The organism is Leptolyngbya cf. ectocarpi LEGE 11479, assembly GCF_015207065.1.
Lineage (GTDB): Bacteria > Cyanobacteriota > Cyanobacteriia > Phormidesmidales > Phormidesmidaceae > Leptothoe > Leptothoe ectocarpi.
This window is the reverse complement of record NZ_JADEXP010000304.1, coordinates 1-7,851: the sequence shown is the minus strand read 5'-3', so window position 1 is coordinate 7,851 and position 7,851 is coordinate 1. Positions and strand designations below refer to the sequence as shown.

7 protein-coding genes, 1 pseudogene and 1 riboswitch are annotated in these 7,851 nt (G+C 53.3%); of the genes and pseudogenes, 4 read left to right on the top strand and 4 right to left on the bottom strand.

All coding sequences use genetic code 11. The features are described from left to right. Positions 1–1,336: sensor histidine kinase (locus IQ260_RS23670; protein ID WP_193995546.1), on the top strand; the 1,336-nt coding region annotated here is incomplete at its 5' end. 62 nt (positions 1,337–1,398) lie between these two features. On the opposite strand, the gene IQ260_RS23665 is transcribed toward IQ260_RS23670, so the two are convergent. The 4 genes from IQ260_RS23665 to IQ260_RS23650 all read right to left on the bottom strand — a co-directional run bounded on the left by IQ260_RS23665 (position 1,399) and on the right by IQ260_RS23650 (position 4,898). Next, a complete protein-coding gene (locus IQ260_RS23665) occupies positions 1,399–2,193 on the bottom strand; it encodes a helix-turn-helix domain-containing protein (RefSeq protein WP_193995545.1) in 795 nt (264 codons plus the stop codon). 74 nt (positions 2,194–2,267) lie between these two features. Then, the gene (locus tag IQ260_RS23660; protein WP_228016384.1) at positions 2,268–3,026 is read right to left on the bottom strand and encodes a pseudouridine synthase; all 759 of its coding nucleotides are present in this window, start codon (positions 3,024–3,026) and stop codon (positions 2,268–2,270) included. 194 nt (positions 3,027–3,220) lie between these two features. Further along, positions 3,221–4,483 carry a sensor histidine kinase gene (locus IQ260_RS23655; RefSeq protein WP_322745033.1) on the bottom strand — a complete coding sequence of 421 codons (1,263 nt, stop codon included), beginning with the start codon at positions 4,481–4,483 and terminating at the stop codon, positions 3,221–3,223. A 244-nt stretch (positions 4,484–4,727) separates the two neighbouring features. Further along, a complete protein-coding gene (locus IQ260_RS23650; protein ID WP_193995542.1) occupies positions 4,728–4,898 on the bottom strand; it encodes a DUF4278 domain-containing protein in 171 nt (56 codons plus the stop codon). 41 nt (positions 4,899–4,939) lie between these two features. Beyond that, positions 4,940–5,046, bottom strand: a riboswitch (Glutamine riboswitch). A 214-nt stretch (positions 5,047–5,260) separates the two neighbouring features. Between IQ260_RS23650 and IQ260_RS23645 the strand changes: the two genes are divergently transcribed. From IQ260_RS23645 to IQ260_RS23635, 3 genes and pseudogenes are all read left to right on the top strand, one after another. Beyond that, on the top strand, positions 5,261–6,064 hold the full coding sequence (locus tag IQ260_RS23645; RefSeq protein WP_193995541.1) for a creatininase family protein: 804 nt from the start codon (positions 5,261–5,263) through the stop codon (positions 6,062–6,064). Positions 6,065–6,109: 45 nt separating this feature from the next. Further along, positions 6,110–6,856 (top strand): ROK family protein, encoded by a 747-nt coding sequence (locus IQ260_RS23640; RefSeq protein ID WP_193995540.1) that lies wholly within the window; start codon positions 6,110–6,112, stop codon positions 6,854–6,856. A 226-nt stretch (positions 6,857–7,082) separates the two neighbouring features. Further along, positions 7,083–7,851, top strand: a pseudogene (locus IQ260_RS23635) (hypothetical protein); the annotation flags it as partial.

The following is a 7,851-nucleotide window of genomic DNA, read 5'->3' as shown; positions in this document are numbered from 1 at the left end:
GTGGTACACCACTGTTACCGCTATTCTGCTGTTGATTTTTGCCAGCGGCGTGTACTTTTATGTGCGCCATACTCTGGTGGAGCGGGTGGATGACACCTTAAACCATGTGGTGGAGGTGGTGCAGCGTTCTTTGGTGATTGAAGCCGCCGCTCCGTCAACGGGCCGCGTCCTAACGGCTGTGGGAGTTAAAGGACAGGCACCGCTGCAGGTCAATGTGGACGGTAGTTTTCGGGATAACGCCCAAACCCTAGAGGACGATCACATCGATATCGAATGGTTTGATCCCAGCGGCCAGCTGCAGTGGAGTACCTTATCCGCCCCCATGGGGCTACCGCTCCAAGTCAATGCGGCTGGCGAGACGGTCCATATTAAACCCGGACTCAATGGCGATCCGGATAATGCCCAGAGCCCCCAGGTCTTTCGTCAAATTAGCCGCCGGGTGCAAATCAACAACCAGGTACTGGGGTATTTGCGGGTCAGCCATCCCTGGTTTGAGGTCAGTAGACCCATCCGTCAGTTGGTAATCGATCTCAGTCTTTGGTCTAGCCTGGCGATTGTGGCCACTGGCACCATCGGCTGGCTGCTGTCGGGGCTGGCCATGACTCCGGTGCGCCAGTCCTATCAGCAGCTCAAGCAGTTTACGGCTGATGCCTCCCATGAACTGCGTAACCCCATTGCCGTGATTCAAACCAACGTGCAGGTAGCCCTCGCCGATCCTGAACCGGACGCGGCCTTTCAGCATAGTCAGCTGCAGGTGGTGGAGCGGCTCACCCGGAGGCTGGGACGGCTGGTGGATAATCTATTATTTTTGGCTCGACAGGACGGCGGCTTGATCCCCATGCAATGGGAGGAGCTAGATCTACCCAAGCTCCTATCAGAAGTCATGGAAGAACAAGAGCTGGTGGCCCATGGCCAAGGGTTGAGTCTGGTGTACCGGCGGTTAGATACGTCCTTTGGCTTACCAAGCTTGCCCCAGCTAACGGGAGATCGCGACCAGCTCACCCGGCTCTTCACCAACCTGATTAGCAACGCCATTCAGTACACCCCCCAGGGCGAGGTCACTGTCACCCTGGAATACACCCAGTGGCAAGGACAAATGGCCTACCGGATCACCGTGGATGACACGGGCATTGGCATCCCCCAAGAGCTGCAGGCCCAGGTATTTGATCGGTTTTATCGGGTGGACAAGGCCCGCAGTCGTCGCGATGGAACCGGCTCAGGTTTGGGACTTGCGATCGCAAAAGCCATCATCACTAATCATCAAGGTTACATCCAGCTAGAAAGCCAGCCTCAAAAGGGCACCACGGTGACAACAACCCTGCCGATTAAAGAGTAAAGGGAAAGATTGAGTTATTGGCTTATTGACGCGATATGCACCAAGGATTATCCCCGTTCCCATTACCGGGCCAAACTGACCACATCGCCCTCGCCCGGTGTAAACGTTTGTTCAACCACTGTACCCGGCTGCCCCATAGGCTTTGCTGTGCCCTGGTTATAGGCTAGGACCACCCCACCCGCATTACCGGCTCGAATGGTCAGGGACTCTTGGGCTGTCCAAGAACGCTCGGTCCCTTCCTGCAAAATACCCTCATAGGCTTCATCGCCATCAGCCGTAACCCGGACCCAGGACTGCTGCACAAACTCAACAGCGACCACAATGGGCTCCTCGGGAGCTGGCGCATCTGGCTCGGCCAGGTTAGTAGCCGAATCGCTAGGTGTAGGGGATGTCCGCTGTAGCGTTAACTGTTCCACCGCCACTGGGTCCAAAATAGGCTCAGCTGAATCCTGGGGAAGGGCACGCTGCATCAGGTAGGATAAGCCGCTGACCGAAACTGCGATCAGGGCCACATAGGCCGCGTATAGATGATAGGGACGTAACTGCACCGCCTCCCTCGACCAGCTGCGCCCAGGGCTCTTGGGCGCCGGGATCGACACGTATTGCTGGGATAAAGCATTACCATCTAGACCCAGCACGTCGCCGTAGCGTCGAATTAGACCCCGCACATAGATCGGTTCAGGTAACTCATGGGTGCGGGCTTCTTCGAGGGCGATGAGCAACCGAGGCCGCACCAAAACTTGCCCCGCCACTTCATCCAATGTTTGACCACTTGCTTCGCGGGCATCACGCAGCACTGCGCCTAGAGCCAGTAAATGCTCCTGCTGCTGAGTACTCGTGGGACCTTGGCGTTTCATAGGATCACAATGTTTCTTAACAATTTAAGCATACTGCCGGTGTGATTCAAGCATACGAAGCTTGAAAGTCCCGGTCAGAGAAGATTCAGGAGTATTTTGAGTTCCCGTGGCATCAATTCACGGCATTGTCCCAAAGGCAAGGCCCCCAGATCAATACAGCCGATGCTGCTACGGTGTAAGCTGAGCACCGGATAGCCCAATTGCTCAGCGACCCGACGAATTTGACGGTTACGTCCCTCTCGCAACACAATCTCCAGCAGGGCTGGAGGCTTGGGGTTCAATACTTTAACGTCGGCAGGAGCCGTTAGCCGTCCTGCTAAGTTTATCCCGTCACGCCACTGAGTCAGACAGTGGCTGGTGGGTGAGCCCTGTACCCTGACCCGATAGGTTTTGGTGATGTGATGCCGTGGATGAGTCAAGGTTTGAGTGAGCTGACCATGGTTGGTGAGCAACAGCGCTCCAGTGGAGTCCGTATCTAGCCGACCGACCGGGTGCAAACGGATGCCATCCTGCCGCAGCTGCTGGGGGAGCAGGTCGATCACGGTTTTGCGACCTTGGGGATCGTCACAGGTGGATACCACACCTCGAGGTTTGTTGAGCAGCACATAGTACTTGTCTGGACGATTTTCTGGATTGATGGGTTGACCGTCAATCTGAATGTCATCTACGGCTGGATTAGCCCGCTGACCAATGTGAGCCTTAACACCGTTGACAGTAATATGCCCACCCGCAATTAGCTGCTCCGAGCGGCGGCGTGAGGCCACCCCCCACTGTGACAGAAGCTTCTGCAATTTTTCATCGGAAGATGGCTGGGGCAAGGACTGTTTAGACAAACGTTCAGTAAACCTTCCAAATTTACGGGGATGCAAAACAAGCTGTTGAAAACAAACGCCTAACAGAGTGCAACACTATGCTTCCACACACGTATGTTAAAGGACGACGTAGATTGAAACAACATAATACCTACAAAGTAACTCAGTGAAATCACTTAGTTGTTCTTTCGATCTACAACGGCTTTTCGACTGTCCTATTGCTGGCCCGTTGCCGAATAGCTGGGAGCAGCGTCGACCAAAGACTTAGGCAACCATACCTGGAGCCAGGCTCCACCTGTCTCAGGGTGGTTTTGGGCTTGGACAGTTCCCTGATGGGACTCTACAATTTTTTGAACAATCGACAATCCTAATCCGGTTCCAGTGGAGATCGCGTCTCCCCCCGACCTTGTTCTTGATGTATCAGACCGATAAAAGCGCTCAAAGACAAAGGGCAGATCTTTTTCCAGAAATCCCTCACCGCAGTCAAATACGTCCAATTGCATGCCTGCCGTATTGCCCCGAGCTAAGGGTTGCAGTTGCACATGGATTATTTCCTCGGGCGGACTATATTTCAGGGCATTATCTAATAAATTCAGCATCATGCGATACGCTAGACCGCTATTGACCTTAACGATCTGACATTCGGGACCTTGATAGTCTAATCCCTTACTCTGTAGCTTGGCCTGGGGTTCTAGACTCTGCCAGGCTTGATACAGCAGCTTCACTAGGTCGGTGTCCTCTAACCGCTGCTCCGCTTGCTGCTCTAGATGGCTGAGGCTCAACATATCGTCCACCAGGGCACTGAGGCGGTTGACTTCGCCTAGGAGCCGGTCGGCCCAAGTGACCAACCCAGGATCAATCCGGTTGCGTAGGGTTTCACCCACCAGGCGGATTGAGGTCAGCGGTGTTTTTAACTCGTGAGCGACATCCGAGGTCCAGCGATCCCGCTGCTGCGCCAGCATGACGGCTTCCTGGCGATTTTCCAGAAATACGCCAACGTTGCCCTGGTTCAAGGGAATTCCATAACCGCTCAGTGGATAGGCCGGTCGTTCAGACAAATTGGCGGGATCTGGCGAAATTGAGCGAAAAGTCCAGTTATTTTTACATTCGGTCTGGGTGGTGCGGGTTTGCTCGACAAGGTGATCCAACTCGTAGGACCGGGCGATCGCAAGCAGCAGCTTAGGCGATGAGGTGTAGTCCGCCTGTTCAATCCCCAAAAGCTGCTGGGCTTTGGTATTACACCAAAGCAGTCGGTTCTCCTGGTCGACTTTTAAGTACCCCCAGGGGGAACGCTGAAGAATCCGATTAAACTCGTCTACCTCGGCCTGCAAATCACTGACAGTAGTGCTCTGGGTTGCGATCGCACTAGCAATTTGGGCTTCATAGGAAAAATACTGAGCCTCCGGTTGCAGGCTAATACGATCAAACAACGCCTTACGTCTGGCCCCGGAGCGTTGTCGAGAGATCCATAGAAGCACTAATCCGATTGATAAACCTGCTAGGAAAGAAAGCAAAGCAACGCGTTCCCTCGGATATGAGCATCATTGGTCCAAGCATAACCCAGGGGGAGGCTTATATAGATGCGACAGGAGAGATGAGACAGGGACACCCAGAACACAAAAAAGGCCCTCTCCATATAGAAAGGGCCTGATGACATCAAGACAAAGAGAATGGATAGATCAGATCACCTCAGGTAATCCGATACACCCCGGTAACAAGGCCCTAGCGAACCTGAACGCCGCGATAGGTTAGACCGCTGACAGCTGACTGACGGTTACCGACAGCCTTTTTAACGCGATAGGATACGCCGCGATAGCAAGCAGTATCACCATCCTCTAAAGTGATGTTGCGAGCGGGAGCAGTGTATTTAACGCCACGATAAGACAGTTGCATGGATTTCGCCTCCTTAAATTAGACGTAGAGAGTTAAGATGAGGCGCGTTCCTTCGGTGAGATAGCTCAGCTATCTTTCCTACTTCCGTTCCTAGACCAAAAGCTAAAACAGCCCATGGCTGCTATTACCTCGAACAGGAATGAACGTTTCGTTTCTGTATTCAAATATACAGAAACGAAAATCAAGTTGTCAACAGGTTTTTATTTTTTTCCGGATGCTTGAGCATATTGGCTTATGCTGCCAGGGAATGGGGGCCTATAGTTTGTGTGATTTTGTGTAATTAATTGATTGATACCTCTGTCCGTGCCGGGTAGTGTCCGAGCAGATGGAGGCTGCGTTACCGCCACCTACGTGACTATGCTATGCATCAAACAATTCCGCCTGAGCGTTTTTATCCTTATTTGACCTGGCAGGATGTTGACCAGATGGCGAATAAAGAACAGGCTGTGATTATCCAACCGGTGGGGGCGATTGAACAGCATGGTCCCCATTTGCCGCTGGCGGTGGATACGGCTTTGGGAATGGCGGTTATTGGTCGGGCGTTGGAGCAGTTAGACCTATCGGTCCCGGTCTATTGTTTGCCGCCCCTGTGCTATGGCAAGTCCAATGAACATTGGGGGTTTCCCGGCACGGTGACCCTCTCGGCATCGACGTTGATGGCGGTGCTCAGCGATGTGGCGGAGAGTCTTTATCAAGCTGGGTTTCGCAAACTGGTCTTGCTAAATTCCCATGGGGGGCAGCCCCAGGTGCTGGAAATCGTGGCTCGGGATGTGCACCAGCGACGGCCTGATTTTTGGGTATTTCCCCACTTTGTTTGGCAGGTGCCCCATCAGGTGGATGAGTTACTCAGTGATCAAGAACAGCAGGAGGGTATCCATGCTGGGGATGCCGAAACGAGTTTGATGCTGGCTATTTTGCCTGACCAGGTGCGGATGGAACAGGCGGTTAAGGAATATCCTCCCAAATGTGAAGGTCTGCTGAGTTTGGAGGGGGCATTGCCATTTAGTTGGACCACTCGGGATATTTCCCAAAGTGGTGTGGTGGGCGATGCTACCGTGGCGACCGCCGCTAAGGGCGAAAAAATTTGGGCAGATGTGGCGGCTAGCTGGGTAACTGTTTTAGAAGAAATTTATCGATTTGAGCCGCCTCAGCGCTGGCATGATTAATTGAACCAAAGGCAAAATAGGGAGCACCCTTATACGGCCATTTCTATGCTGACAGATAAAAAGCCCATTGATCAATCCGCTGAGCCGTCGCCAAATCCAGAGACGGTGACCACCCTGGCGGTGGATATTGGCGGCAGCGGCACTAAGGTAATTTTGCTGGATGCCACAGGCCAGGCTATCAGCGAACGGGCTCGATTAAAAACACCGTCTCCGGCTACACCTGAGGCCGTTATTGAGGTAATCGTCAAGCTAGCTGCAGCCCAGCCCAGCTTTGCGCGCGTATCGGTGGGGTTTCCAGGGGTGGTGCGCCACGGTGTCATCTACACGGCGGTTAACCTGGACAAAACCTGGGTAGAGTATCCGCTGGCTGACAAATTAAGCCAGCGGCTCAACCGCCCGGTTAAAGTAGCCAACGATGCCGATATTCAAGGCTTTGGAGCAATTTCTGGTAAGGGAGTAGAGCTGGTTGTGACCCTCGGCACCGGGTTTGGCTCCGCGCTGTTTGTAAATGGCCATCTCGTGCCCAACTTGGAAATGGCCCACCATCGCTTTCGCAAAAAAGAATCCTATGAAGAGCAGCTAGGTCGCGCCGCCCTGGAAAAAGTGGGCAAAGAAAAGTGGAACCAGCGTTTGGAAAAGGCCATAGCGTCCCTTGAGCATTTATTTAACTACGACCGGCTCTACATCGGTGGTGGAGAAGCTAAACGTATTAACTTCACCCTGCCTGACAATACGACCATTATTCCTAACTTGTTAGGGCTGCTGGGAGGCATTGCCCTGTGGCAAGATTGAGCCACCAGCAGGGCAGCGGGATCTAGGGCATTCACGCTGTTCATCAATTCGATTTAATAAAGAGGGGAGGCCCTGCTGGCTTCAGCTAGGGCAGCGGGCACTATGAACAGTGACGTTTTGAATTCTGAGTTTGAGTCGACAAATACAGCTGTTCCCTCAAAATATCAGAGTCAGAGTTATCGTAATTTTGACCACTAAGCACTGACCCACTAATCAAAACTTAAGTATGACTGGCCAGGCACAGGACCCATCAAACGAGCACCATCCGATTTTTGGGCTGCCCACCATTGCCTTATTTCTCGCGATTTGTCTGATCTATCTGGCCTTTCTAAAACCAGGTATCTGGGGTGTGGACGGCAATGACATGCTCCATATGTCCCAATCGCTGATCAAGGAAGGGAATTTTTCCATTCCTAAGGGTGCAGGCGGCATTCAGGGACCAGACGGCCAGTTTTACTCCATTCGCTATCCGCTATTGCCACTGATAGCCGTACCCTTTGTGTGGCTGGGCATGACCCTGGGTAACCTGCTCAACCTGCCCGTACAGTACACGTCGGCCACCTGTGGGCTAGTGCTCAATATTTTGCTGACAGCCGCCACCGCCGTTCTAGTCTATGGCCTGACCCTGCGTTTGGGAGGACAGCGGCGGGGAGCCTTGATAGCCGCCATTGGCTATGCCTTTGGCACCGCCGCCATGGTCTACGCCCGCGAATTTTTTGCCGAGCCGCTGCTGGGTTTTATTATTACCCTGGCCTTGTATCTGGCCTTTGGCCAGTCGCGCTGGGGCCATTGGGGTACAGGGCTGCTGGCGGCCCTGGCCATTGCGGCAAAACCGGCTGGGATTTTACTGGGACCCGTTTTGGCCCTGTATTTTTTGCTGCGCCGCTGCAGCTGGGATCGGATTTTAGCACCCTGCATCGGCACTGTTGCGGGTGTAGGTCTCTACCTGGCCTATAACTATGTGCGGTTTGGCAGCATTAGGGCATCAGGGCAAG